The sequence below is a fragment of the Halobacterium sp. CBA1132 genome (assembly GCF_001485535.1).
GTDB lineage: Archaea > Halobacteriota > Halobacteria > Halobacteriales > Halobacteriaceae > Halobacterium.
Genome location: NZ_BCMZ01000001.1, coordinates 2,218,438 through 2,241,675, shown reverse-complemented (window position 1 = coordinate 2,241,675; position 23,238 = coordinate 2,218,438). Strand labels below are relative to the sequence as shown.

The following is a 23,238-nucleotide window of genomic DNA, read 5'->3' as shown; positions in this document are numbered from 1 at the left end:
GAGAGGGGGGACGGTGGTTTAGAATGCGGACGGCACGACGAAGACGACGACCAGCGCGAGAATGACCAGCGTTTCCGGGAGGACCGTCAGAATGAGGCCCGTACCGAAGAGGTCCTGGTCTTCCGCGATGGCGCCGACGGCCGCGCTACCGATACCGCGCTCCGCGTACCCTGCGGCGAGTGCGGCGAGACCGACGGCGAGTGCGGCGGCGGACTTCGGGGTGATTGCGGGGCTGCTGCTGGTAGCCGTTTCCTGTGCGATCGTGGCGAACTGTGTGAGTGCGTCAATCATGTTACTTAGTCCTCAGTGGTGTAGTTTCGCTGGTGGCCGAACGGGTGATACTTCTCGCCACCGCCCTCATAAAACTTGTTAAAGAACTCCACGTATTCGAGGCGTAGCGTCTGTAAGCCGGCGGATGTGACGCCGAGCGCCAACACGAGAAGGTGGCCGAGCACGAACACGACGATGCCGCCGAGCACCCCCGCGGTACCCATGTGAATCAGGCCGGGGAACAGCACTTCGCCCCCGTGGGTGTGGGTGTTGAACAGCATGAAGTGCGTCTCGTGTTCGAGCGTCGCCGAGAACAGACCGAACATGTACTCGACGGTCTCGGGCTCTTCGAGGTGGAGTTCGTAGGCGCCGAACACGAGCAGATTGACGACGTACGCCATGCCCGCCTTCGCGAGCAGGACCGCCGCAATCCGCGTGTAGGAGACGGTGTTGACGAGCGCGTACGTCGGGCTCTCGAGGAACCCGGCGGCGCCCTCGCCAATCGTCACGAGTACGAGTCCAAGCACCGCGAGCGCGAGGCCCACGATGCCGACGATGGGCGGGAGTTCCAGTGCGCGGTAGAGCAGTTCGGGGCGCGGACCGCCGCCGGACTGCATGTGCGTGCTGAACAGCCACGCGCCGACACCCGCCATGAGCAGGAGCGGACCGCCGCTCTCCGTGACGGCGGCCTTCAGGCCGTGCGAGCGCGTCTCGTTGACGAGCCCGAACACGTAGCCGATTGCGAGGTGGGCGATACCGAACAGGAGGCTCGCCGCGAGCCACAGTTCGGCGAACGCGCTGACGTGGAGCCCCTTCTTCAGCGGGGCGTCCGCGAGGCCGAGCGCGCCGTGCCACAGGTACTCCGTGACGAGGTGGAGTCCGAATATCTCGCCGTACAGAACGCCGAACAGGGCCGTGAATCCGCCGGCCCACATGGCGACACCGCCGAGCTTCGAAATCATCTCGCTGTCGAAGCCGCGGTACAGCCAGAAGCCCAGTGCGCCGTACAGGATGCCGTACCCGAGGTCCCCGATCATGAACCCGTAGAACGCCGGGAACGTCAGGAACAACACGACCGTCGGGTCGAGCTCCGTGTACTTCGGTCGGTTGATGACCTCGGTCAGCGCCTCGAACGGTCGCGCAACACCGGGGTTGTCCTGGATGACCGGCGGGCTGTCGTCCTCGTCGAACTCGGCCGCCGTACCGCCGTCGGTCGCGGCCTCGGTTTCGTCGTCCGTGACCGGCTCCGGCTCGTCGCTGGGGCCGTGGTGGCCGTGACCGGACGGCTCGTACTCCGCTTGTTCGAGTTCTTCGACCGCAGCGTGCTCGCCGACGGCGTCCTGAAGCCCTTCGACGAACGTCGCGTACTCGTCGCTGGGAATCCACCCCTCGGCGACGAACGCGTGTTCGGTGGTCGCGAACTGCAGCGGAACTTCCGCCTTCTGGACATCGATGGAGAGTTTCTCCTCGGCGGCCAGCAGGAAGCCCGCGTGCTCCACGCGGAGGTCGTCGAGTTCGCTCTCCACGCTGTCGAGTTTCGACTCGATGGTCTCGCGGTCGTGGCGGAGTTCCTCGACGTACGCTTCGGGGCTACCCTCGGCGTCCGGGACCTCCAGTCGCGCGAACTCCACGCCGACGAGCGCGTCGTCGAGCGCGTCGGGGTCGTCGCTGCGCGGGTACGCGAACACCGCGAGCGTGTCGTCCCCCTCGAAGACCTCGAACGCCTCGATGGGTTCCGCGGTCCGGAGTTCGTCGCGGACGTCGTCGGCGTTCCCCTCACCGACTGCGACCTGCAGGCTGTCGTAGCCACCGAGCAGGTCGAGGTCGATGCCGAGGTCCGCGAACGGTTCGACGGCGTCGATTCGCTCGTCGATGTCGCGGAGTTCGTCCTCGAGTTCACCGTAGCGGTCGTCGAGGTCGTTGACCTCGACGCGAATCTCTTCGAGTTCGGTTTCGAGCGCTTCGTCGGTGACGATGCGGGTCGGGCCGGCGTCGGCCTCGTCGACGTCGAGCGTCGACTGCAGCGACCGCACCGTGACGAGCTTCTCGGAGGCGTCGTCGGCGCCCTCCATCGGGTTGCCGTTATCGAACCCCTCGATGTCGCCGTCGTAGTCCGAGAGGTGGACGAGATTCAGGTCGTGAATCGTCTCGATGACGTCGTCGATGACGCGCTTCGAGCCCGTCACCGACACCTTGCTCATGCGTTCAGGTCTGAGCATGTACCGCCTCCTCGAACTGTTCGACGGCGTACGCGACTGCGTCCTCGTCGTTCTCCTCAGCGAGCGATTCGAGTTGCTCGCGTTCGGTTTCCCCGTTTTCGAGGATGCTGTCACGCTCCGCTTCGATGTCTTCGCGCGCCTCTTCGAGTTCTTGTTCTTTCAGCTCGCGAGCCTCCTCTTCCGCTTCGCTGCGGATCTCATCGGCTCGCTGTCGGGCTTCGGACAACCGTTGCTCCCGGTCCTCCTCCGCCTCAGCCACGATGTCGTCGGCGTCCGATTCTGCCGATTTGATGTTTTCGAGAACCTCTGGCCTTGGCATACACTTACCGGGCGGACCTTTGGCCACGGCCTATATGGTAGTTGCGAAGTTCGCGGGCGCTAACGCAAGCTATTATGCGTCTTCGGGCGCAATTCCGGGGCAATGGGAGTCCTCGAAGACAAGGCGCGAGCGCGCACCTTCTACAAGTACCTCTCGAAGGTGTACGACCGCGTCAACCCGTTCGTGTGGAACGAGGAGATGCGCGACGAGGCGCTGGCGATGCTCGACTTGGACGCCGACGACCGCGTCCTCGACGTGGGCTGTGGCACCGGGTTCGGGACCGAGGGAATCCTCCAGTACACCGACGACGTCTGCGGGCTCGACCAGAGCCCCCACCAGTTGGAGAAGGCGTTCGCGAAGTTCGGGCGCCACGACGACGTGGCGTTCCACTACGGGGACGCCGAGCGCTTGCCGTTCAAGGACGACTCCTTCGACGCGGTGTGGTCGTCGGGGTCCATCGAGTACTGGCCCAACCCGGTCGAGGGCCTGCGCGAGATTCGCCGCGTCCTGAAGCCCGGCGAGTGGACCGTTGTCGTCGGTCCCGACTACCCGAACTCGACGGTGTTCCAGAAGGTCGCCGACGCAATCATGCTGTTCTACGACGAGGACGAGGCCGACCGAATGTTCGCCGAAGCCGGCTTCGTCGACGTGGAAAATCACGTGATGCAGGCGAAACCCGGCAGCCCGCGCGCAATCGTCACACTCGCGCGAGCACCGGCGGACGACGAAGCCGCGGACTGATTACTTCTCTCGACTGTCGTTTCAGCGACGGCCACGACGCGGCCGTCGACGTACACCTCAACCCTGAGCGACGCGCCCGCTCGCAACGCGGGGGTGTTCGTCCCAGCCACCCGCAGCGACGCCGTCTCCCCCACATTCCACGTCGGGTCGGCGGCCACGTTGAACGGTCCCGTTGGGCCGCCGCGAAATCCGGCCGCGGCGAAGAACGGAACTGGCGGCTGGTGGGCGAGTCGCTTTCCGTCGACGGAAATCCGCACGGTCGCCTCGCGCACGTCGAGCGGTTCCCCGGCCAGCACCGTCACCGCGACGCGGCCGTCGCTGGTCGCGTCGGCGTCGATGCCGCGCTGCGGCGGCGGGTCACCAGGGAGGACGGGAACCGCCGTCGCGACGGCTGCCGCGGTGGCGACGGTGACCGCGAGCAGGAGGACGACCGCGACGGGCGCGTAGCCGCGGGGCACGCGCTCCAGTGGTCGCGCGCTCGGACAAGAACCCTCGGACGGGCCGCGTCGTCAGGGCGACGGCCGCGCAGTCACGTTGGCCTCCAGCGTCGCGCCGTCGTGGACCGTCGAGACGCTGTACTCGCCAGCGGGACTCAGCAGCCAGAGCCGACCGTCGTCGCCCGTGTCACCGACAGTTTCCCCATTCAGGGAGACGGTCGTATCGAGGGGTTCGTCGGCTTCGTTCTCCACCTGCACGAGCAGCGGCCCGCCCGTGTACGTCCGGGAGGTCGTCAGCGTCACGTTGTTCTCCGTGTCGGTCTGTCCGGTGTCTGCGGGGAGCTGCGAGAGCGTCTGCTGGTGGCGTTCGACGTAGACCCGCTCGGTCGTCGTGTCGATGTACGCCGAAATCTGGCCGTGGCCGTAGTTCGCCGTGTAGTAGAAGGCGTACCCGCCGCGCGTCTCGATGCTCGGCGACGTCGAGTGGTTCGACAGCCACGGGTACTGCGTCTGGATGATGGCGGGCGCTTCCGAGATGTCCCCGCCGAGGTTCTCTTCGACGTTGTCGGGGCGGACAGTCTCGCGGACGTAGCGGCCGTCGGTGATGGTCGAGAGCATGACGCCGTTGCCGACCGTCAGGTGGACGCGAATCTGGTCGCGGTCACCGTGGACGACCGCCGCGACGCGCTCCCGGACCGGCCCCTGCACTGTCGCCAACTGCGCGCGGAGCCGGTACACTCGCGTACCGATCTCCGAGAAGCCGTCGTCGTAGGCGTGCGTGTACAGCGTTCCGGCGGCGGACGTGCTGCCGAGTATCGAGGAGAGACTGCTGGCTTCCGCGTGAATCGTGCCCAGCGTGCGGACGTACGCCGAGGCCGTGATGTCGCCGTCGGTGTACGCGTCGTGGGCGGCCGTCGCCCGAGCACGGAGTTCCGCGACGCGTTCGGCGGCCTCGTCGGTGGCGTTCTGGAGGATTTTGCGGCGGGCGGACCGGTTCTCCGTCGCCGCGAGGCGCTGCTCGACCGTCCCGAGTTGGAGGTTGTCGCCGAGGGCCGCGTGGCCGGATTCGAGCGTGCTCGTCACGGACGCGTTCGGTTCGTTGTACGCCGCCGCGTCAACCTCCGTGAGGAGGAGGACGTGCGTGGACTGCTCGGAGGTGCCAACGACGGGGCTGTCGCTGGGCTCGACGGGCGCGGCGACGCCGCCGGCGGCGAGTGTGGCCGTCGTGGCGACGACGAGGAGGACCGCGGCGAGGGCGGGGCGGACGCGGGACATGGGAACGCGTTCGACCGCACCCGACAAAAGCGATGCGGAGACGACGACCGCGGCCGAGTCCCGGTCGAAGCCCACCGGGGGTGGCGCTTGTCGTGCGCAGCGACGACTGACGTGGGGCGTCCGGCGTGAAGTCAGCGAGCTGGTGGGTTCCACCGGATAGAAAATACTTTGCACGAGCGGGGTGGACGGAACTGGTATGCGGCAGGCCGCCCTCCTCGTCGCCGTTGTCTGTCTCCTCGCTGTGCCCGTGGCCGGTACAGTCGGAGCGCCCGCTCCGCAGCCGGCCGCTCCGCAGTCGGCCGCCCTCCAAGATGACGCAGGACTGGAAGCGTCGGGCGTCGACATCACCGTCCAAGTGCAGCCCGACGGCGCGGCTCGCTGGACCGTCTCCTCGAAGTACACTCTCGAAGGCGACAACGCCACCGCGGCGTTCGAACGGCTTCGCGACCGGTTCGAGACGGGTGTGACTGACACCGAGTTCTCGGTGGACGTGTTCCGCGCGGTCGTCCCGTCGGTCAGCGACCGCGTCGGCCGACCCATGGAAATCCGGGACGCCAGCCGGTCGTCGCGCGTCGTCGAGCACGGGAACAACTCCACGGGCGTGCTCTCACTGCGGTTCACGTGGACGAACTTCTCCCGCGTCGAAGACGAGCGACTGGTCGTCGACTCGTTCTCCACGCAGTGGTTCGGCGACCTCTCGGCGAACCAGACGCTGACCCTCCGCTCGCCGGAGGGCTACGACACGGAGCGCGTGTTGCCGGACACGAGCATCGTCAACAACGGGTACCGTTGGTCGGGGCCGCAGACGTTTGGCGCCGACGAGCCGTTCGCCGAGTTCACGGAGAACGACAGCGTGGTCGGCGTCTCCGTCGTCGTACTCGTCGCAGTCGGCGTACTCGCGCTGGTCGTCGGCGCCGCGACCGTGTGGGCGTACTACCGCGACGAGCCCGCGTCCTCGTGGCTGGACCGCGTTCGCGACGAGGTCACCAGCACCGACGCGAGCGACGACTCTGAGAGCGACGAACCACCAGCAGACGCCGGAGCGGTGACCGGGACCGGCGGGGCCGCGGCGTCCTCGCCGAGTGCGGGCGGCGACACAGACTCAGAGTCCGAGCGAACCGACCCCGAGTTGTTGAGCGACGAGGAGCGCGTCGAGCGGCTGCTGCGCGAGCACGGCGGCCGGATGAAGCAGTCCGAAATCGTCGAGGAGACGCGGTGGTCGACCGCGAAGGTCTCCCAGTTGCTCTCCTCGATGGCCGACGACGACCGCGTCGAGAAGCTCCGTATCGGCCGCGAGAACCTCATCTCGCTGCCCGGCGAGGGCGTCGACGGCGGCGTCGACGAGGAGTAGCGCCCCGGTCCCGGAGAAACTGTTCGTGCGCTCCTCGCAGTTCCGAAAACGTTTACCTGCGTCCCGGAGCACTCACGCACGATGAAGGTTCTCGTCACCGTCAAGGAGGTCGCTACTGTCGAGGACGACTTCGAGATTTCCGGCACGGAAATCGAGGAGACGTACCTCGACTACGACCTCAACGAGTGGGACGACTACGCCGTCGAGGAAGCCGTCCAGCTCGCGGAAGCCGGCGACAGCGCCGAGCAGAGCTCGGCGAGCAATCAGGTACAACCTGATGACGACGTCGAAGTCGTCGCGGTCACCATCGGGCCGGAGCGCAGCGAGGAGACGATTCGGATGGCCCTGGCGAAGGGCGCCGACCGCGCGGTCCGCGTCTGGGACGACGCCATCGAGGACGTCGAACTGCTGGACGTGGAGACGAAGGCCGAACTGCTCGGGGCGGTCGTTGCGGACGAGGACCCCGACCTCGTGCTCTCCGGCGTGCAGGCCAACGACGACAGTTTCGGCGCGACCGGCGTGGCGCTCGCGGAGACGCTCGGCTTCGAGTGGGCGGCGGTTGTGAACGCCCTCGACACCGAGACGGTTCTCGACGAGAGCGTCGCTTCTGTCCGCCGCGAACTGGAGGGCGGCGTCGAGGAACTCACCGACATCGAACTCCCAGCAGTGCTGGCCATCCAGACGGGCATCAACGAGCCGCGGTACGCCAGCCTGCGGGGCATCCGTCAGGCCCAGTCGAAGGAAATCGACGTGCAGAGCCTCGACGACCTCGGAATCAGCGACGTGGCGAGCAGCCTCGACGTGACAGCGATGTACGAACCCGAGACCGAGAGCGACGCGCAGTACCTCGACGGCGACGCCGGCGAGCAGGCCGGGAAGCTCGCTGACGTGCTCCGCGAGAAGGGGGTGGTCGGCGAATGACTTCCGTCGGACGTTCCACGCCCGACGACGTCATCGTTCTCACCGGGGGTGAGAGCCAATGACCGACGTGCTCGTTGTCGCCGACCACCGTCGCGGCGACCTGCGCGACGTCAGTCTCGAACTGCTCTCGGCGGGCCGCGAACTCGCGGACGCCACGGGCGGCGACCTCCACGCCGCCGTCGTCTCGGGGAACGTCGAGTCGTTCACCGAGGAACTGAACCGCGACGGCGTCGACGCGATTCACACCGTCGACTACGGCGAGGAGTTCAACCACGACGTCTACACGCAGGCGGTCGTGGCGCTCGCGGAAGAACTCGACCCAGAGGTCGTCGTGGTGCCTAACAGCGTCAACGGCCTCGATTACGCGCCCGCGGTCGCGACGCGCCTCGACCGCCCGTACGTCTCCGACGCGACCGACCTCGACTACGCGGACGGCACGCTGGAAGTCACCCGCGAGATGTACGGCTCGAAGGTCGAGACGACCGTCGACGTCGCAGAAGGTCCGTTCGCGGTGTCGATTCGTGGCGGCGAGTGGCCGCCTGCTGAGGGTACTGGCGACGCCGAAATTTCGGCGTTCGACGTCGACATCGACGAGGACGCCGTTCGGTCGAACGTGAAGGGCTTCGAGGAGGTCGGCGGCGGCGACGTCGACATCGGCGACGCGGACTTCCTCGTCTCCATCGGCCGCGGCATCGAGGAGGAGGAGAACCTCGAACTCGTCGAGAAACTCGCCGAAGTCACCGGCGCGACGCTCTCCTCGTCGCGCCCCATCGTGGACAACGGCTGGCTCCCGAAGAACCGGCAGGTCGGCCAGTCCGGCAAGCAGGTGACGCCGGACGTCTACCTCGCAATCGGTATCTCGGGCGCCGTCCAGCACGTCGCCGGGATGAAGGGCGCGGACACCATTATCGCGGTGAACACCGACCCGAACGCGCCCATCTTCGACATCGCGGACTACGGCGTCGTCGGCGACCTCTTCGACGTCGTGCCCGCGCTCATCGAGGAGTTCGGCGGGGACGCGCCGAGCGTCTGAGCGCTCGACGACTCACGTTTTCTTCGCGGTTCTGTCGGACCGGAAGCGACGCGTGCGCGCCGCTGGCCGGGAAATCCCGTCATATATTTCCGCGCGAATCCCCGAGAGACGGGTAATGGAGTACGTGGAGGCGCGCCGCGCCGCCATCGAACAGCGGCTCGCGGAGACCGTCGCGGCCGTGGAGCCGTCGGAACTCAGCGACGAACTCGAACACGTCGTGCTCGCGGGCGGCAAGCGCGTGCGGCCGACGCTCACCGTGCTCGTCTGCGAGGCCGCCGGCGGGGACAGCGAGGACGCGATGGGGTTCGCGGTCGGCGTCGAACTCGTGCACAACGCCTCCCTCGTCGTCGACGACATCATCGACCAGTCGGCGCTCCGCCGCGGGAAGGCCAGCGCGTGGGCGGAGTTCCAGCACGGCCCCGCGCTGATTGCGTCGAACGGCCTGCTCGGGGAGGCGTTCGCGCTGTTCTCCCGGGACCCGCGTGCGATGGAGTGCGTGACCGATGCGCTCGTCGAGCTCGGTGAGGGCGAGGCCATCGAACTCGTCGACCGGCCCGAGACGGAAGCCGAGTACATGGAGTTGGCGCGCCGGAAGACGGGCGCGCTGTTCCGCGCGGCCGCGGAGCTCGGCGCGATTGCCGCGGACGCGGACGGCCGCTCGATAGAGGCGCTCGGGGAGTACGCCGAACGGGTCGGCGTCGCGTTCCAGATTCGGGACGATGTCCTCGACGCCACCGCGGACAGCGAGGACCTCGGAAAGCCCGCGGGCATCGACGAGGAGATGGACCGTCCGAGCATCGTTCGCGTCACCGACCGTTCGCCGGCGGAGTTGAACGCGCTCGCCGAACGCGAGAGCGAGCGCGCGATGGAGGCCCTCGACAGCCTCGACCTGCCGGCGGGGGAAGCCTACGACTACTTGGAGTATCTCGCGGAGTTCGTCGTCTCCCGGGAAGCCTAGGCGGCGTCCGGGCCGCCCTTCCGCTCGGCTCGCCACGACTCGACGACCGCGAACGTCAGCGTCGACAGCACGCTCACCAGCGTCCCCGCCGTCAGCACCGCGGCGAGTTCGGTGAGCGTGACGTACCCGAGGAAAAACGCCGACAGCATGTGGAGGACAGCGGCGATAGAGAGCACGTAGAAGGGGGCGTTGAGGTACCGCCAGCGGAAGCGCTCGGCGAGGTACTCGTCGGTGACCTGCCCGAGACTCGTCGTGAGGCCGGCGGCCGCGAACCACCGGACGGCGCCGTACGTGAGCGCCGCCAGCACCGTCGACGGCGCCAGCGACTCCGCGGTGCTCTCGCGGACCGCGGCGAGTTCGTTCACCCCTTCGACGCCACCGATGACCAGCAGGGCGGCCGCGACGACGTACGTGATGAGCGTCACACGGCCCGTATATAGCCCCGAGCGCACGCGCTCGACGCCGGCGTCCACGGTCGATTCGAGGCCGAGGCCGCGGAACAGCGCGTACAGTCCGACCGCTGCCGAGGAGACGCCGAGGACGGCGCCCGGAAGTCCGAGCACGTCCGCGAGCACCGCCAGCGGGTAGATGAGCAACAGGATTCCCAGCGGCACCAGCAGCGTCCCGCGGGTCTCGGGGTCGTTCATCACCTGCTTGAGCGTGTAGTACATCGATTCGAGGTCCTGGGCCTGCCGCACGACGACGCGCTTGACGGCGTCGATGGGCACGCGCGAGCGGATGACCGGGACGACGGACTCGTCCTGCGCGCCGTCCGTGACGACCACCGCGCGGACGGGGTCGTCGCTCTGGACGCTCGCGAGCACCTCGTCGACTTCGCGGCCGACCTTACGGTTCGCGGCGACGTCGCCGCGTTCGAGGCCGGTGACGGCGGCGACCTCCACGTCTTCGTCGGTGCTGTACTTGTCGTGGAGGTGGACGCCCTCGAAGAGGACGTTCACGTCGCTGTCCTCGGGGTCGGCTTCCGCCAGCGACACCGCGGCGTGCTCGACCTCGTTGCGACCGACCACGGGCGTCGGCACGCCGGTCTTGCGACCGAGGTCGTCGTCGAGGTCCACGCACAGCACGAGCAGCATTCGGTGGAGGGTACGTGTGGGCGGTATAACTGTTTTCGGGACACCTCAGCCGAGCGGACGTTCGTCCACCCCGATTCGCACAGTTTTTCAGCCTTCGGGGAGTAGACGCGTTTCAACGAATGATTTCGAAGGGCTGCGAGCAGTGCGCGAAGGGCGGCAAGATGGTGCTCTTCGTCTACGGGTACTGCGACCAGCGTGACTGCTTCTACTGCCCGTTGGGCGAGAACCGGAAGAACGTCCAGCAGGTGTACGCCAACGAGCGTCCCGTCGAGGACGACGAGGACATCGTGCAGGAAGCGAAGCTGATGGACGCGCTCGGCACCTCGATCACGGGCGGTGAGCCGCAGGAAGTGCTGGACCGCACGTGTCGGTACCTCCGCCTCTTGAAGGACGAGTTCGGAGAGGACCACCACACGCACCTCTACACGGGCATCACGGGCGGCCGCGAGAACATGCGCCGCCTCTCGGAGGCCGGTCTCGACGAGATTCGCTTCCACCCGCCGTACGAGCAGTGGGGCGACCTCCACGGCACCGAGTGGGAGGAGATTCTGTACATCGCGCGCGAGGAGGGCCTGACCCCCGCGTTCGAGATTCCCGGCATCCGCGCCGAGCAGGAGTTCTTGGACTTCCTCGACGAGGGCGCCGCTGACTTCTGCAACGTCAACGAGTTCGAGATGAGCGACGGCAACTACGAGCGCATGCAGGACGCCGGCTACGAGCTCCAAGAGGACCACATGAGCGCCGTCGACGGCTCGAAGGACGCCATCCTCGAGGAGATGGCCGACCACGAGAAGGTGTACTTCTGCACGAGCGTCTTCAAGGACGCCGCCCAGCACCGCTCGCGCCTGAAGCGCATGGCGCGGAACGTCCGCCGGGAGTTCGACGACGTCACCGAGGACGGCACGCTCGTCTACGGGAAAACGACCGTCAGCCCCCAGCGCATCCGGGAACTCGGCGTTCCCGACGAGTTCTACACGGTGAAGTCCGACCACGTCGAGGTGGCGTGGTGGCTCCTCGAAGAGATGGTCGAGGACGGCGACGTCGACAGCGGCGAAATCGTCGAGCAGTACCCGACGTACGACGGGCAAGTGGTCGAGCGGACGCCGCTGGCGTAGCTACGACCGTTCTTTTCTTCGACAGCAGCCGGGAAGTAGGGTGGCTGGGCCGCGTCAGGTCGAGATTGCGTCACGGTGCCAGCCGGGGTCGTGGCCCGTGCGCTCGATGCGCTCCGAGCGGCAGGCCGGACAGAAGTCGGGGGTTCCCGAGGCGCCTCGGGGGACGTACACCGCGCCGCCACACTCCACGCACGCGTCGTCGACGACCGTGACACAGTCGGCGCAGACGTTGAAGTCGTCGACTGTGAGGTCACGCAGGGGTTCGAGTTCTTTGTCCAAGATGTACTCGTCGATGACCGCCTGACAGTTTTGGCACGGTTTCATAGCGATGCGTCTTGGTCCATGTGACCGAGTAACAAGTACCTGTCCCTGTCGGCGAAACGGCGGTTGCTCGTGAGCCACTACATCAACGAAGAACAGCATCCGCGAGCCGAGCGGTCTGAAAGACCCGAGGCGAGCGGTTCACTCGCGGCGAAGCCGCGAGGCCGACGAGCGACCGTAGGGAGCGAGGAGTGCTTTTTCCGCAAGTTTTTGCCAGCGAGCGGCGCGTAGCGCCGCTCGCGCAGCAAAAAGTGCTTTTACACGCCCGTGCCGTAGCGCAGCAGCCCGGCAATCCCACCGAAGGCGGTGAGCAGTTGTTCGCCTTTCTCGAAGTCGGTGGAGATGAAGTGGGTGTCGGTGCCGCGCTGGTCGGCAATCTCCATGAGGTGGTCGATGGCGTCGTCTCGTTCGGCGTTCTCGGCGTCTTCGCCGCACTCCGAGCAGGTGTGTTCGGGGGTGTCGGCGCGCTGGCTGATGAGTTCGCGTTCTTCGTGGCCGTTGGGGCACTCGTAGGTGACGACGTCCTTGCGGAGGTCTTCGGAGATGAGCAGTGTCTCGACGGAGCCCATGACGAGGTTCTTCCGCGTGGGTTCGAAGCCGTAGGTGGCGAGGTCGCCGCCGTTGAGCTCTTTGAAGAACTCCTCCATGTCGGACTTGTCGTCCATCAGGTCGGCTTCCGCGAGCGTTTCCTGCGCGCGGTCGACCAGTTCCTTCAGGCCGGACTCGTCGGTGTAGGAGACGTCGAACTTCCCGAGGACCGTGTCTTGGAGCTCGTGGTGGAGGTAGTCGCCGTCGAGGAACTCGTCTTTCGTCGGGGAGGGGCCGCCGACGAGGATGCCGTCGATTTCGTGGCGCCGCGGGACGAAGAGGTCGTCGGCCATTCCGGCGACCTCCTGGTAGAAGTTGTCGATGGCTTCCAGTCGGAGGCGGGCGAACCGCTGTGCGGACTGTCCGCCTTTGCGCTGTTTGCCGGGGACGAGGCTGGACGCGGACTTGACGGCCTCGATGCGTTTGCCCTTCAGCCAGCCGACGTTGGCTTCGCGGCGGTCGAGGACGATGAGGCCGTAGAGGCCCTTGTCCCCGAGCATCTCTTCGAGGGGTTCGGTGAGGAACGCGTCGTCGCAGTGGTAGCGGAACGACTCGATTGGCTGGGGTGGTGACTCCAGCACTTCTGTCACCATGTCGGTGCGGCCGCCGCCGCTGTCGATGGCGCCGGAGAAGACGACGAGGCCGTTGTCCGGCGGGAACGTGTCGTAGTACCGCAGTCGGTCCTTGATGGACTTGAGTGCGTCCTGGACGTTCGTTCGGGTCTGCTTTGACTTGATGTTGGAGGCTTCGGAGTGTTCCTGCGTGACGTGGGCGACGACGTCCGAAATCTGCTTGTCCGGGGGGATGTAGATGGTCACCAGTTGGGTGCCGCTCCCGGTGTAGTCCTTGAGGTCCTCGATGACCTTCTGGAACTCGTACTTTCGGCGGTCCTCGGACGGTGCGCCCTCCTGCTCGCTCATTACCCCGAGATAGCCGTCGTGCGCGTAAGTAACCTTTGACCTCCGGGGTGGCGTCGCGCTCGGTGGGTTCTCGGCCGGTCGCGCCCCAAATCCCGCCCAACGCTTTAAGGGCCACTCTACGTACGCCGGAGTATGACTGGACGCGTGTTCGCCGTCGCATCCGGGAAGGGCGGCGTCGGCAAGACGACGACCGCCGTGAATCTCGCGGCGGTGATGGCCGAAGCCGACCGCTCGGTCGTCCTCGTGGACTACGACCTCGGGATGGCGAACGTCGGCGCCGTCCTTGATGTCGAACCTGCGGAGGCGACGCTGCACGACGTGCTCGCGGGCGAGGCGGACACGCTGGACGCCGTCGGGGCGGCGCCCGGGGAGTTCGACGTGATGGTCGGCGGCACGCACATCGAGGACTTCGGACGCGCGGACCCCTCGAAGCTCCGCGAGGTCGCCGAAGACCTCCGCGCGGAGTACGACGTCACTATCGTGGACACGGGCGGCGGCCTCAGCCACGACACGACCGTGCCACTCGGGCTCGCCGACGACGTGTTGCTCGTGTCGACGCCGCAGGTCGCCGCGCTCGAAAACACCGCGAAGACCCTCGACCTCGCCGAGCGCGTCGGCGGCGAGGTCACGGGGCTGATTCTGACGCGCGTGGGCGGGTCCGCAGTGGACGTCGACGAGGCCGTCGACCGAATCGACGCGCCGCTGCTCGGGTCGATTCCCGAGGACGGCGCGGTCCCCGATAGCGAGGAGGCCGGGGAGCCGCTGGTCGTCTTCGCGCCCGAGAACCCCGCGGCGCAGTCGTACCGCGAACTCGGCTACGAGCTACTCGGTGAGTCGCCGCCGGTGTCGTTCCGGGACGGCGAGGCCGACGGCGAGGTGTCGGCGGGCGCGGCGTTCGCGGAAGTCGCGGACGACGAGACGGACGCCAAGAATCGGTCGCTGCTGTCGCGGCTGACGGGCGGTCGCCTCGGCTGAACGGGAACAATTAAGCGAGTACGGCCGCCGAGTGTCGACTATGGCAAACGAGAACTCCGTCTCGACCGGCTGGCTGCTGGTCTACGTCGTCGTCGCACTGCTCATCGCCTACGGGTCGCTGGTGTTCGTCGGCGCGCTGTAGCTGTTCTTCCGGCCTACATCGACTCCGGCGCTTCGATGCCGAGTACGTCCAGCGCGTTCGCCAGCGTGTGCCGCGCGGCGTTCACGAGCGCGAGGCGGGCGGCCGCCACGTCGTCGTCGACGTCCTCGCTGAGGACGTGCCGGGTGCGGTAGAACGCGTTGAACGTGTCTACGAACTCGCGGGCGAACGTCGCGACCTGGTGAGGTTCGCGGTCCGCCGCGGCTTCCTCGACGACGCCCGGGAACCGCGCAATCGCCTTCAGGAGGTCGCGCTCCTCGGGCGTGTCCAGCAGGCCGGCGTCCAACTCGGCGTCGAGGCCGTCGGCTTCCGCCGCGATGCCGCAAGCCCGGGCGTGCGCGTACTGGATGTAGGGCGCACTCTGCCCCTCGAAGTCGAGGGCGTCCTCCCAGTCGAACGTGATCGCTTTCGTGGGCTGCTTGGAGACGATGTCGTAGCGCACCGCGCCGATGCCGACCTGCCGCGCGATGCGTTCGACGTCCTCCTCGGTGAGGTCGTCGCCGCGGATGCGGTCGTCCAGCCGGGAGCGCACGGCTTCCTCGGCACGTGCGACCGCTTCGTCGAGCAGGTCGTCCATGTCCACGCCCGTGCCCTGCCGCGTACTCATCGACTCGCCGCCCGGGAGGTTCACCCACGCGTAGAACACCTCTTCGAGTTGGTCGGTGTCGTTGCCGAGGATGTCCAGCGCGGCGTTGAGCTTGTTCGCGTGCAGTTCCTGGTCCTCGCCCAGCACCGTGATGGCTTGGTCGAAGGTGTCGAACTTCCACTCGTGGTGCGCGAGGTCGCGGGTGGTGTAGAGGGTGGTGTCGTCCGAGCGCAGGAAGACGAACGACTGCTCGATGTCCCAGTCGTCGAGGTCGAGTTGCCACGCGTCCTCCTCCTCGAAGGCGTACTCCGAGTCCTGGAGGCGTTCGACGACGTCGTGCGTGGCGCTGTCCCGGAGGAACCGCGTCTCCTTGACGAACTCGTCGAAGGTCGCGGGGAGGCGGTCGAGGGTCTGCTTCATCCCGCCGAGCACCTGGTCGACGACCTCGCCGACGCGCTCGTAGGTGTCCTCGTCGCCGGCGTCAAGTCCCTCGATGATGGACGCGATTTCGGCTTCGGCGTCCTCGACGGCTTCGGGGTCGCCGTCTTCGAGGAATGCGTTGCCCTTCCGGTAGTAGCGCACGAGTTCGTAGTCGTCCTTCTCGCGCCCGGGTTCGGGGAGGTCGCTCTCGTCGAAGGTCTCGTACGCCCACGTGAACACCGCCATCTGTCGGCCGGCGTCGTTGACGTAGTACTCGCGGGTGACGTCGTAGCCGGCGTAGTCGAGGACGCGAGCGAGCGCGTCGCCGAGAATCGGGTTGCGGGCGCGCCCGACGTGGACCGGCCCCGTGGGGTTCGCGCTCGTGTGCTCGACGACGACGGAGGTGTCGGTGTCGGGGAGTCGACCCCACTCGGTCTCCTGTGCGTCAGCGAGCGTCCCCTCGAAGTACGCTTCGCTGGGCGTGAAGTTCACGTACGGGCCCTGCGTGGACACGCTGGCGACGTACTCCGCGTCGGAGAGGTCGATGGCGTCGGCGATTTCGGCGGCGACTTCCGGCGGCGGCGCCTGCGCCTCGCCGGCGAGTCGGAACGCCACGCTGGACGCGAGCACGGCGGGCACGTCCGCTGGCGGTTCCTCGATGCCGAGGTCCTCGGTCGGGTAGCCGAGGTCGTCGAGCGCGGCGTCGAGCGCCGCCTCGACTTCCCGGCGGAAAGCGATGAACATGCTCGCCCGTTCGACGCGACGGCTAAAGGGATTTCCGAAGCGGGCGAGCGGCGCGGCCGCGGGGAACCGCGTCGGTGGGGCGTAGCGCCACGTTTTTCCACGCGCTCGCCGAATCCCGGGGTATGCCCAAGCAGGTGGACGACCCGGACTACCACCACGACAACCACACCGCCGCGCAGACGTGTGGCTGGACGGCGAACTCCCTGCGCGGCGAGGGCACCTGTTACAAGCACGCGTTCTACGGCATCCGCTCGCACCGCTGCATCCAGATGACGCCCGTGGTGCGCTGCAACGAGCGCTGCGTGTTCTGCTGGCGCGACCACGCTGGCCACACGTACGAGCTGGACGGCGTGGAGTGGGACGACCCGGAGGCGGTGGTGGACGCCTCCATCGAACTCCAGAAGAAACTGCTCTCGGGGTTCGGCGGCAACGACGAGGTGCCCCGCGAGCGCTTCGAGGAGGCGATGGACCCGCGCCACGTCGCCATCTCGCTGGACGGCGAACCGACGCTGTACCCCTACCTCCCGGAGCTACTGGAGGAGTTCCACGACCGCGGACTGACGACGTTCCTCGTCTCGAACGGCACGCGGCCCGACGTGTTGGCGGAGTGCGACCCGACGCAGTTGTACGTCTCCGTGGACGCTCCCGAGCGCGCGACGTTCGACGACGTGGTGGGCGCGACGGAGGACGACGCGTGGGAGAAGCTCGTGGACACGATGGACGTGCTCCACGACAAAGACGACACGCGGACGGTCCTGCGGACGACGCTGGTCGGCGGCGAGAACATGCAGAACCCGGACTGGTACGCGGGCTTCTTCGAGCGCGCGGACCCCGACTTCGTGGAGCTGAAGGCGTACATGCACGTCGGGGACTCGCGGGACCGCCTCGACCGGGACGCGATGCCGAATCACGAGGACGTCCTCGAATTCGCCCGCGAGGTGCAAGCGCACATGCCCGAGCACACGGTGTTGCGCGACCAAGAGGTCTCGCGGGTGGCGCTGCTCGCCCGCGAGCAGGACACGTGGGTGCCGAAGCTCCGCGCGGACTCGGAGTTCTGGGCGGGCTCGACGGCGGACTGACCATCCCTCACACTTTCGGGACGCGTTCCACTTCCGGTATTCTTATGCGGCGCGCGCCCGAATCTCGTGGTATGTCGCAAGCAACGGGCACGAGCGAGGTCGGGTTCGACGAGCTCGCCGTGCTGAAGCTGCTCGCGCTCGACGGCGCGCGCCGCGGCGAAGTCAAGGTCTCCTGCGGGGACCTCGCGGGCCGCCTCGACGCCTCCAACCAGACCGCCTCCCGGCGCCTCCAAGCGCTGGAGGACGCGGGCCTCGTCCGGCGGGATCTCGTCAACGACGGCCAGTGGGTCGCCATCACCGACGACGGCGAGCGCACGCTCGAACGCGAGTACGAGGACTACCGCCGCATCTTCGAGGACGCCGGCGAACTCGCCCTGGAAGGGACCGTCACCAGCGGGATGGGCGAGGGCCGCCACTACATCAGCCTCCCCGGCTACATGCGCCAGTTCGAGGAGAAGCTCGGCTACGAGCCGTACCTCGGCACGCTCAACGTCGACCTCAGCGCGGAGAGCCAACGCGCCCGCTCCGCGCTGGAAGCGATGGACGGCGTCCGCATCGAGGGCTGGGAGGACGAGGAGCGCACCTACGGCCCGGCGACGTGCTACCACGCCACCGTCGAGAGCGACGACGGCACGTTCTCGCCCGCGCACGTCATCGTCCCGGACCGCACCCACCACGACGAGACGCAGGTCGAACTCATCGCGCCGGAGAAGCTCCGCGAGGAACTCGGCCTGCTCGACGACGACGAGGTGACTGTCCGTGTCGAAGAGCAGTAACGCCTCCCGCGTCGAAGCGGCGGTCGCGGCGTTCCGCGCCGGCGAGCCTGTGCTCGTCCACGACGCCGCCGACCGCGAGGGCGAAGTCGACCTCGTCTACCCCGCGGCGGCGGTCACGCCCGCGGACGTCGCGCGCCTCCGAAACGACGCCGGCGGCCTCATCTGCGTCGCCGTCGACGACGCCGCGGCGGACGCCTTCGACCTCCCGTTCCTCGGCGACGTCATCGACCACCCCGCAGCGGACCACGGCCACCTCGGGTACGACGACCGCTCGTCGTTCTCGCTGCCCGTGAACCAGCGCGACACGTACACGGGCATCACCGACGACGACCGCGCGCTCACCATCACGGAACTCGCCGACGCGGCCGCCGACCCCGCGAGCGTCGACTTCGCGGCGGAGTTCCGCGCGCCCGGCCACGTCCACGTCCTCCGCTCGGCGCCGTCGCTGTCCCACCGGAAGGGCCACACGGAACTCGCGGTCGCGCTCGCCGAGGAAGCCGGCGTCGCGCCCGCCGCGGTCGTCTGCGAGATGCTCGACGACGAGACGGGCGAAGCGCTCTCGGTCGCGGACGCGAAGGCGTACGCCGACCGCGAGGGCCTCGTCTACGTCGAGGGCAGCGACCTGCTGGCGGCGTTCGAGAACTGAACTCGCACTCTTCTCCCCGCTGTTCGCGCTCGTCGCTCTCTACCCGAACCCTTCCGAGAGAATTCGCTCCGGCGGGACGCCGAGTTTCTCCGCCGCGGTCACGAGGCTGTGGACCATCGCGTTGATGCCGCAGGCGTACACCTCCGCGTCGTTCGGGTCCAGTCGCTTCGACACGCCCGACCGGGGCTCCTCGCGGAGCCAGGCTTCCAGGCGCTCACCCAGCGGCGCGGTGACAGTGGCCGGGTCGGTGTGTTTCAGGAGCGCGTGCTGGACGTAGTCCGTCTCGCCGTCCCACTCCGAGAGCGTGAGCTCGCGACTCAGACAGGGGACGAAGTGGAAGTTGTCGCGGGTGCGGTCGCGCTCCCGGAACGCCTCGCGGAACGGCAGGTCGTCGGCCCACGCGGCGCCGAGGAACAGCCAGACGTCGCGCTGCTCGCCGCCGTACTCGTCGCGCCCGGTCTCGAACACGTAGTCTATCATGCTCTTCAGCGGCGTGACGCCGGTGCCCGTCGCGAGGAAGACGAGGTCGCGCGGAGAGTGGTCCTGGAGCACCAGGTCGCCGTACGGCCCGCGGACGGTCACCTCGTCGCCGACCGAGAGGTCGTCGCAGATGAGCGGCGAGAGCCGGCCGCCCGGTACCCGCCGGACGCAGATTTCGAGTTCGTCCTCGGTCGGCGAGTTCGAGAGCGAGTACGCGCGGGAGGTGCCGTCGTACCGGAGGCCGACGTACTGGCCGGCGACGAAGTCGACGTCGTCGTCGGTGGCGAAGCGGGCGCGGGCGAGCATCGGTTTCGGGCGGTCGTAGCGCTCGGCGAGCGACGCGACCCGGCGCGCGAGGTCCGCCGGCCCGTCTCTGGAGAGTCGTTTCCGAACCGCGGCGAGGTCGCCGTCGCGCTCGACGGCGCCGTACTCGTCGAGGAGGCCGTACTCGTCGAGCCAGTCGGTGACGGCGGCGCGGACGGCGGGGCGGCGGTCCTGGTCCATCGTCTCCACCTCGGTCACGCGAGCGGAGCGCGTGATGAGCGGGAGGTCCGCGATGGCGTCGTGCTGGGACGCGTGCTCGCGAACGACGGTGTTGGACATACGGGAAAGGGGGCCGCCAGCCGCTTCACCCTGTCGGGGCGAGGCGGCAACAGTGCGTGCGCCGTGTCAGTCGTCCGCGGCGGGCGCGGCGTCGCCGCGGTCGGGGTTCCGCGTGTAGCCGTGGCCGGTCAGCGCCATCGCGAACAGCACGAGCGGCGAGAGGATGCCGAAGAAGTAGAACGGCACCCACAGCCAAGAGATGGCGCCCGCGGTGTTCGGGTAGAGCTGACTCGTCATGAAGACGGCGCCGGCGTGCCACGGGAAGAACGGCCCGGTCGGCGTGCCGGCGGCCTCGACGGCCCGCGAGAGGTCCGTCTCGGGGAGGTCGTACTCGTCGTAGAGGTTCCGGAGGCTCATCCCGGGGACGACGATGCTCATGTACTGCTGGGCGGAGAAGGCGTTGGTCACGATGGCCGCGACGCCGGTGCCGGCGACCAGCGACCCCGGCGACCAGACGGCCCGCGTGAGGTAGTGGGCGAGCGTCGCGAGGATGCCCGTGCGTTCGAGCAGGCCGCCGAGGGACAGCGCGGCGACGACGACGGAGATGGTCCACGCCGACCCCGAGATCCCCTCGACGTCGAGCAGCCCATTCACGAGTTTGCTCCCCGTGGCGGGGTTGGTGCCGTTGAGGAAGATGTTCCACGCGGCGGTGAAGCCGACGCCCTGCGCGACGACGGTGGTGAGCACGCCCGCGAAGATACCCGCAATCAGCGAGGGAAGCGGCGGGTAGCCGCGGAGCGCGAGGCCGAAGGTCACCACGAGCGGCAGGAACACGAGCGGGCCGAGCGCGTACGAGTCAGCCAGCGGCCCGCTGATGGCCGCGATGTCGGTGGTGCCGCCCTCGATGAAGTAGACGCCGAGGACGGCGTACGCGAGCACGGAGAGGCCGAACGCGATGGCGGTGCCGTTGCGCATCGCCTTGATGTGGTCGTAGAGGTCGGCGTTCGTGACGGCGGCCGCGAGGTTCGTGGTGTCAGAGAGGGGGCTCTGCTTGTCGCCGGCGTACGCGCCGGAGACGATGGCGCCCGCGGTCATCGCCAGCGGGACACCGAGTCCCTCGCCGATGCCGACGAACGCGACGCCGAGCGTCCCCACGGTCGTCCACGAGGAGCCGATGGCGAACGCGACGATGGCGGCGAGCACGGCGGTCACAGGTAGGAAGACCACGGGCGTCAGGGTGCCGAGCCCGTAGTACATCAGGCCGGGGATGGTGCCGGCGCTGATCCACGTGGCGATGAGCCCGTAGATGACGAACAGGATGAGAATCGCCTGCAGCCCCATCTTGAGGCCGGAGGCGGCGGCGTCGTAGACGCCGTCCCAGTCGTAGCCGAGCCGGTAGCGCGCGAACAGGCCGGTGAATGCGATACTCCAGAGGAGCGGCGCGTGCGGTGCGAGGCCGAGGTAGCCCGAACCGACGCCGAGCGAGACGACGACGGCCGCGATGGGCACGAGCGCCTCGACGAGGCTGGGGCGGCGGGCCTCGTCGATGTCCTCGTACGTGAGGGATTCGGTGTCGCTCATCGTCCCATTGTAATTCTCTACAGTAATTAAACACCTCGGTTGAATTATTGCGGGACATTCACAATGTATATCGGACTGACAACAAACCACTACCGGTGGCCGGCACTCGTGGTTTTATGATACGGCCCGTCCTTCCCGGGAGTATGAGCGGCTTCGAAGACATGGACGTCGACACCATCTGGATGAACGGCGACTTCGTGGACTGGGACGACGCCCAAGTCCACGTGCTCACGCACGCGCTCCACTACGGCAGCGGCGTCTTCGAGGGCGTCCGCGCGTACGACACCGACAACGGCCCCGCGCTGTTCCGCTGGGAGGAGCACCTAGACCGGCTGTTCGCGTCCGCGAAACCGTACGACCTCGAAATCGACTTTACCCGCGAGGAACTCACCGAAGCCACCGTCGAACTGCTCGACCGGCAGGACCTCGCGTCGTGTTACGTCCGCCCCATCGCGTACTTCGGCTACGACTCGCTGGGCGTCTCCCCGAAGGACTGCCCGACAGACGTCACCATCGCCGCGTGGCCGTGGGGGACGTACCTCGGCGAGGAAGCGCTCGAAGAGGGCGTCGAAGTGATGGTCTCCTCGTGGCGCAAGCACGCCTCCAGCCAGATTCCGACCAACGCCAAGACCACCGGCCTCTACGTCAACTCCATGCTCGCCGGCGAGGAAGCCCGCCGCAACGGCTACACGGAAGCCATCGTTCTCAACAAGGAGGGCAACGTCGCGGAAGGCCCCGGCGAGAACCTCTTCCTCGTGCGCGACGGCGAAATCTTCACGCCCGGGCTCTCCGAGAGCATCCTCGACGGCATCACCCGCGACACCGTCATCACGCTCGCCGAGGAGCGCGGCTACACCGTCCACGACGACGTCTCCATCTCGCGGGGCGAACTCAACACCGCCGACGAACTGTTCTTCACCGGCTCCGCCGCGGAAGTCACGCCCATCCGGCAGGTCGACAACGTCGAAATCGGCGCCGGCACCCGCGGCCCCGTCACCGAGGAGCTACAGCAGGCGTTCTTCGACGCCGTCGAGACCGGCGACCGCGAAGAGTGGTTCCACTACGTCTAACTACTCGTCGTCCTCGCCCGTGAACGGCTCGGGGACGTCGCGCTCGTTCTCCCCGAACCCCGCCGACAGCACTCGCGTGAGCGCGTCCTCCGTGGACTCGTCGGCGTCCTCGATGTCCTCGGGTTCGAGCTCCATCACGAACCCCGAAGTGATGTTCGGCGCGGTCGGCATGAACACCACCTCGCGGCCGTCCGGGGTCGTCTTCCCCGTCTTGAACGCGGTCAGGCGCATCCCGTCCCACGGCTCGACTTTCACGGGCTTCTGGAACTCCGCCTCGTTGCCCGACAGCACCGTCTCGACGGCCATCTTCGAGGCGTTGTAGACGATTCGCAGCCCCGGCAGTCGGTTGACGAGGCTGTCCAACACTTCCTCCGCGAACGTCCCCAGCGCGGTCCGCATCAGGTAGCCCACGGAGAACACCAGCAACACGAAAATGACGACGGTCAGACTGACCGCCACGACGGGATCGTCGACGTTCGTCGCGAGCAGCGAGAACCGCGCGATGAGCGAGAACAGCCAGTAGAGGACGTACAGCGTGACCAGAATCGGGGCGAGTACCACGAGCCCGCTCGCGAAGTCCCGCTTCCACGAGGTCATACTGGCTTCCACTGAGCGC

At 67.7% G+C, this 23,238-nt stretch carries 23 protein-coding genes; 11 read left to right on the top strand and 12 right to left on the bottom strand.

Going from position 1 to position 23,238, the window contains the following annotated elements:
- Positions 1–18: 18 nt before the first annotated feature.
- Genes AVZ66_RS11820 through ahaH form a run of 3 tightly spaced genes read right to left on the bottom strand, consistent with a single transcriptional unit; the run spans position 19 to position 2,808 of the window.
- A complete protein-coding gene (locus tag AVZ66_RS11820) occupies positions 19–291 on the bottom strand; it encodes an ATP synthase subunit K (protein WP_058984276.1) in 273 nt (90 codons plus the stop codon).
- 5 nt (positions 292–296) lie between these two features.
- Positions 297–2,489 (bottom strand): V-type ATP synthase subunit I, encoded by a 2,193-nt coding sequence (locus AVZ66_RS11815; protein ID WP_058984275.1) that lies wholly within the window; start codon positions 2,487–2,489, stop codon positions 297–299.
- Entirely contained in the window at positions 2,476–2,808 is a 333-nt protein-coding gene (gene ahaH, locus AVZ66_RS11810; RefSeq protein ID WP_058984274.1) for an ATP synthase archaeal subunit H, read from the bottom strand. Before ahaH ends, AVZ66_RS11815 begins: the two co-directional genes overlap by 14 nt.
- A gap of 102 nt (positions 2,809–2,910) precedes the next feature.
- On the opposite strand from ahaH, the gene AVZ66_RS11805 reads away from it, so the two are divergent.
- Positions 2,911–3,549, top strand: a complete 639-nt coding sequence (locus AVZ66_RS11805; RefSeq protein ID WP_058984273.1) for a methyltransferase domain-containing protein — start codon at positions 2,911–2,913, stop codon at positions 3,547–3,549.
- Here the strand turns inward: AVZ66_RS11805 and AVZ66_RS11800 are convergent.
- Together AVZ66_RS11800 and AVZ66_RS11795 are read right to left on the bottom strand one after the other, a co-directional pair.
- Positions 3,465–4,007, bottom strand: a complete 543-nt coding sequence (locus AVZ66_RS11800) for a type IV pilin (protein ID WP_058984272.1) — start codon at positions 4,005–4,007, stop codon at positions 3,465–3,467. The genes AVZ66_RS11805 and AVZ66_RS11800 overlap by 85 nt on opposite strands.
- 51 nt (positions 4,008–4,058) lie before the next feature.
- Complete coding sequence (locus tag AVZ66_RS11795; RefSeq protein WP_058984271.1) at positions 4,059–5,261, bottom strand: hypothetical protein; 1,203 nt, start codon at positions 5,259–5,261, stop codon at positions 4,059–4,061.
- A 196-nt stretch (positions 5,262–5,457) separates the two neighbouring features.
- Here AVZ66_RS11795 and AVZ66_RS11790 point away from each other — a divergent pair, with 196 nt between their 5' ends.
- From AVZ66_RS11790 to AVZ66_RS11775, 4 genes are all read left to right on the top strand, one after another.
- On the top strand, positions 5,458–6,612 hold the full coding sequence (locus AVZ66_RS11790; protein WP_058984270.1) for a hypothetical protein: 1,155 nt from the start codon (positions 5,458–5,460) through the stop codon (positions 6,610–6,612).
- Between the two features lie 81 nt (positions 6,613–6,693).
- Entirely contained in the window at positions 6,694–7,533 is an 840-nt protein-coding gene (locus AVZ66_RS11785) for an electron transfer flavoprotein subunit beta/FixA family protein (protein ID WP_058984269.1), read from the top strand.
- 58 nt (positions 7,534–7,591) lie between these two features.
- Positions 7,592–8,566, top strand: a complete 975-nt coding sequence (locus AVZ66_RS11780) for an electron transfer flavoprotein subunit alpha/FixB family protein (RefSeq protein WP_058984268.1) — start codon at positions 7,592–7,594, stop codon at positions 8,564–8,566.
- Positions 8,567–8,681: 115 nt separating this feature from the next.
- The gene (locus AVZ66_RS11775; RefSeq protein WP_058984267.1) at positions 8,682–9,524 is read left to right on the top strand and encodes a polyprenyl synthetase family protein; all 843 of its coding nucleotides are present in this window, start codon (positions 8,682–8,684) and stop codon (positions 9,522–9,524) included.
- On the opposite strand, the gene AVZ66_RS11770 is transcribed toward AVZ66_RS11775, so the two are convergent.
- Positions 9,521–10,618: a DUF373 family protein gene (locus tag AVZ66_RS11770; protein ID WP_058984266.1), complete on the bottom strand. Its 1,098-nt coding sequence runs from the start codon at positions 10,616–10,618 to the stop codon at positions 9,521–9,523. The genes AVZ66_RS11775 and AVZ66_RS11770 overlap by 4 nt on opposite strands.
- A 119-nt stretch (positions 10,619–10,737) precedes the next feature.
- Between AVZ66_RS11770 and AVZ66_RS11765 the strand changes: the two genes are divergently transcribed.
- The gene (locus AVZ66_RS11765) at positions 10,738–11,733 is read left to right on the top strand and encodes a radical SAM protein (protein ID WP_058984265.1); all 996 of its coding nucleotides are present in this window, start codon (positions 10,738–10,740) and stop codon (positions 11,731–11,733) included.
- Positions 11,734–11,787: 54 nt separating this feature from the next.
- Here AVZ66_RS11765 and AVZ66_RS11760 read toward each other — a convergent pair whose 3' ends face one another.
- Both AVZ66_RS11760 and prf1 read right to left on the bottom strand, forming a co-directional pair.
- The gene (locus tag AVZ66_RS11760) at positions 11,788–12,057 is read right to left on the bottom strand and encodes a hypothetical protein (RefSeq protein ID WP_058984264.1); all 270 of its coding nucleotides are present in this window, start codon (positions 12,055–12,057) and stop codon (positions 11,788–11,790) included.
- A 254-nt stretch (positions 12,058–12,311) separates the two neighbouring features.
- Positions 12,312–13,562, bottom strand: a complete 1,251-nt coding sequence (prf1, locus tag AVZ66_RS11755) for a peptide chain release factor aRF-1 (protein WP_058984263.1) — start codon at positions 13,560–13,562, stop codon at positions 12,312–12,314.
- 132 nt (positions 13,563–13,694) lie between these two features.
- Between prf1 and AVZ66_RS11750 the strand changes: the two genes are divergently transcribed.
- Entirely contained in the window at positions 13,695–14,537 is an 843-nt protein-coding gene (locus AVZ66_RS11750; protein ID WP_058984262.1) for a MinD/ParA family protein, read from the top strand.
- Between the two features lie 155 nt (positions 14,538–14,692).
- Here AVZ66_RS11750 and argS read toward each other — a convergent pair whose 3' ends face one another.
- Complete coding sequence (argS, locus tag AVZ66_RS11745) at positions 14,693–16,447, bottom strand: arginine--tRNA ligase (protein ID WP_058984261.1); 1,755 nt, start codon at positions 16,445–16,447, stop codon at positions 14,693–14,695.
- 122 nt (positions 16,448–16,569) lie between these two features.
- Between argS and twy1 the strand changes: the two genes are divergently transcribed.
- From twy1 to ribB, 3 genes are all read left to right on the top strand, one after another.
- Positions 16,570–17,526, top strand: coding sequence for a 4-demethylwyosine synthase TYW1 (gene twy1 / locus AVZ66_RS11740; protein WP_058984260.1), 957 nt, complete (start codon positions 16,570–16,572; stop codon positions 17,524–17,526).
- Positions 17,527–17,597: 71 nt separating this feature from the next.
- The gene (locus tag AVZ66_RS11735) at positions 17,598–18,302 is read left to right on the top strand and encodes a DUF120 domain-containing protein (protein ID WP_058984259.1); all 705 of its coding nucleotides are present in this window, start codon (positions 17,598–17,600) and stop codon (positions 18,300–18,302) included.
- The gene (gene ribB / locus AVZ66_RS11730; protein ID WP_058984258.1) at positions 18,286–18,948 is read left to right on the top strand and encodes a 3,4-dihydroxy-2-butanone-4-phosphate synthase; all 663 of its coding nucleotides are present in this window, start codon (positions 18,286–18,288) and stop codon (positions 18,946–18,948) included. The genes AVZ66_RS11735 and ribB overlap by 17 nt, the downstream gene beginning before the upstream one ends.
- 39 nt (positions 18,949–18,987) lie before the next feature.
- Here ribB and AVZ66_RS11725 read toward each other — a convergent pair whose 3' ends face one another.
- Both AVZ66_RS11725 and AVZ66_RS11720 read right to left on the bottom strand, forming a co-directional pair.
- A complete protein-coding gene (locus tag AVZ66_RS11725) occupies positions 18,988–20,031 on the bottom strand; it encodes a ferredoxin--NADP reductase (RefSeq protein WP_058984257.1) in 1,044 nt (347 codons plus the stop codon).
- A 66-nt stretch (positions 20,032–20,097) separates the two neighbouring features.
- Complete coding sequence (locus AVZ66_RS11720) at positions 20,098–21,552, bottom strand: Na+/H+ antiporter NhaC family protein (protein WP_058984256.1); 1,455 nt, start codon at positions 21,550–21,552, stop codon at positions 20,098–20,100.
- A 143-nt stretch (positions 21,553–21,695) separates the two neighbouring features.
- Here AVZ66_RS11720 and AVZ66_RS11715 point away from each other — a divergent pair, with 143 nt between their 5' ends.
- A complete protein-coding gene (locus tag AVZ66_RS11715) occupies positions 21,696–22,622 on the top strand; it encodes a branched-chain amino acid transaminase (RefSeq protein ID WP_058984255.1) in 927 nt (308 codons plus the stop codon).
- On the opposite strand, the gene AVZ66_RS11710 is transcribed toward AVZ66_RS11715, so the two are convergent.
- On the bottom strand, positions 22,623–23,219 hold the full coding sequence (locus tag AVZ66_RS11710; RefSeq protein WP_058984254.1) for a DUF502 domain-containing protein: 597 nt from the start codon (positions 23,217–23,219) through the stop codon (positions 22,623–22,625).
- Positions 23,220–23,238: the final 19 nt, after the last annotated feature.

What these genes read in the sequence shown, in the direction of transcription:
- AVZ66_RS11820 (WP_058984276.1), bottom strand. Translation starts at nt 291, where the DNA reads ATGATTGACGCACTCACACAGTTCGCCACGATCGCACAGGAAACGGCT.
- AVZ66_RS11815 (WP_058984275.1), bottom strand. Translation starts at nt 2,489, where the DNA reads ATGCTCAGACCTGAACGCATGAGCAAGGTGTCGGTGACGGGCTCGAAG.
- ahaH (WP_058984274.1), bottom strand. Translation starts at nt 2,808, where the DNA reads ATGCCAAGGCCAGAGGTTCTCGAAAACATCAAATCGGCAGAATCGGAC.
- AVZ66_RS11805 (WP_058984273.1), top strand. Translation starts at nt 2,911, where the DNA reads ATGGGAGTCCTCGAAGACAAGGCGCGAGCGCGCACCTTCTACAAGTAC.
- AVZ66_RS11795 (WP_058984271.1), bottom strand. Translation starts at nt 5,261, where the DNA reads ATGTCCCGCGTCCGCCCCGCCCTCGCCGCGGTCCTCCTCGTCGTCGCC.
- AVZ66_RS11790 (WP_058984270.1), top strand. Translation starts at nt 5,458, where the DNA reads ATGCGGCAGGCCGCCCTCCTCGTCGCCGTTGTCTGTCTCCTCGCTGTG.
- AVZ66_RS11785 (WP_058984269.1), top strand. Translation starts at nt 6,694, where the DNA reads ATGAAGGTTCTCGTCACCGTCAAGGAGGTCGCTACTGTCGAGGACGAC.
- AVZ66_RS11780 (WP_058984268.1), top strand. Translation starts at nt 7,592, where the DNA reads ATGACCGACGTGCTCGTTGTCGCCGACCACCGTCGCGGCGACCTGCGC.
- AVZ66_RS11775 (WP_058984267.1), top strand. Translation starts at nt 8,682, where the DNA reads ATGGAGTACGTGGAGGCGCGCCGCGCCGCCATCGAACAGCGGCTCGCG.
- AVZ66_RS11770 (WP_058984266.1), bottom strand. Translation starts at nt 10,618, where the DNA reads ATGCTGCTCGTGCTGTGCGTGGACCTCGACGACGACCTCGGTCGCAAG.
- AVZ66_RS11765 (WP_058984265.1), top strand. Translation starts at nt 10,738, where the DNA reads ATGATTTCGAAGGGCTGCGAGCAGTGCGCGAAGGGCGGCAAGATGGTG.
- AVZ66_RS11760 (WP_058984264.1), bottom strand. Translation starts at nt 12,057, where the DNA reads ATGAAACCGTGCCAAAACTGTCAGGCGGTCATCGACGAGTACATCTTG.
- prf1 (WP_058984263.1), bottom strand. Translation starts at nt 13,562, where the DNA reads ATGAGCGAGCAGGAGGGCGCACCGTCCGAGGACCGCCGAAAGTACGAG.
- AVZ66_RS11750 (WP_058984262.1), top strand. Translation starts at nt 13,695, where the DNA reads ATGACTGGACGCGTGTTCGCCGTCGCATCCGGGAAGGGCGGCGTCGGC.
- argS (WP_058984261.1), bottom strand. Translation starts at nt 16,447, where the DNA reads ATGTTCATCGCTTTCCGCCGGGAAGTCGAGGCGGCGCTCGACGCCGCG.
- twy1 (WP_058984260.1), top strand. Translation starts at nt 16,570, where the DNA reads ATGCCCAAGCAGGTGGACGACCCGGACTACCACCACGACAACCACACC.
- AVZ66_RS11735 (WP_058984259.1), top strand. Translation starts at nt 17,598, where the DNA reads ATGTCGCAAGCAACGGGCACGAGCGAGGTCGGGTTCGACGAGCTCGCC.
- AVZ66_RS11725 (WP_058984257.1), bottom strand. Translation starts at nt 20,031, where the DNA reads ATGTCCAACACCGTCGTTCGCGAGCACGCGTCCCAGCACGACGCCATC.
- AVZ66_RS11720 (WP_058984256.1), bottom strand. Translation starts at nt 21,552, where the DNA reads ATGAGCGACACCGAATCCCTCACGTACGAGGACATCGACGAGGCCCGC.
- AVZ66_RS11715 (WP_058984255.1), top strand. Translation starts at nt 21,696, where the DNA reads ATGAGCGGCTTCGAAGACATGGACGTCGACACCATCTGGATGAACGGC.
- AVZ66_RS11710 (WP_058984254.1), bottom strand. Translation starts at nt 23,219, where the DNA reads ATGACCTCGTGGAAGCGGGACTTCGCGAGCGGGCTCGTGGTACTCGCC.